The sequence below is a fragment of the Gemmiger formicilis genome, assembly GCF_016901605.1.
GTDB lineage: Bacteria > Bacillota > Clostridia > Oscillospirales > Ruminococcaceae > Gemmiger > Gemmiger formicilis_B.
The window spans coordinates 1-750 of record NZ_JACJKP010000355.1 but is presented as its reverse complement, the minus strand read 5'-3'; the positions used below and the strand labels follow the sequence as shown (position 1 = coordinate 750).

The window sequence follows — 750 nt, the reverse complement described above, 5'->3', positions numbered from 1 at the left end:
GGTCTGCCCGCCTCCCAGTTCCTTCTGTATTTCACGGCGGTCAGCGGCTTTACCCAGTGGGTCATCGGCATTCTGGACAAAGGGGCTACGCTGCACCGCCAGTCGCTGGAGATTTCGCGCATCCGGGAAACGCTGGACTGGCCGGAGCCTTTCCGGCTCACGGGCGGCAAGCCGCTGCCCCGGGACCCTGCCATGCCCTGCGAGATTCGCTTTGACCATGTGAGTTACCGCTACCCCGAAGCGGACAAAGACACCCTCCACGACATTGACCTGACCATCCATGCCGGGGAAAAGCTGGCCATCGTGGGGCTCAACGGCGCGGGCAAAACCACCCTGGTGCGGCTGGCCTGCGGTTTCCTGGACCCCACCGGGGGCCGGGTGCTCTTGAACGGGCAGGATATCCGGGACTTCAACCGGCGGGACTATTATGCCCTGTTCTCGGCGGTGTTTCAGGATTTTTCCCTGCTGGAAGCCAGCGTGGCGGAAAACGTGGCCCAGCGGGTGGAGGGCATTGACACCCAGCGGGTGTGGGACTGCCTTGCCAAGGCGGGCCTGACCGAAACGGTACAGGCGCTGCCCCAGGGCCTGGAAACCAAACTGGGCCGTCAGGTGTACGAGGACGGGGTGGAACTTTCCGGCGGGCAGACCCAGCGGCTGATGCTGGCCCGGGCCCTTTATAAAAACGGGCCCATTCTCGCCCTGGACGAACCCACCGCGGCCCTGGACCCCCTGGCCGAGGACGATATCTAC

General features: G+C 64.5%; 1 protein-coding gene. It reads left to right on the top strand.

Annotation, left to right across the window (positions count from 1 at the left end):
• On the top strand, positions 1-750 hold a 750-nt coding region (locus H6B10_RS14800; protein WP_204652288.1), incomplete at both ends, for an ATP-binding cassette domain-containing protein.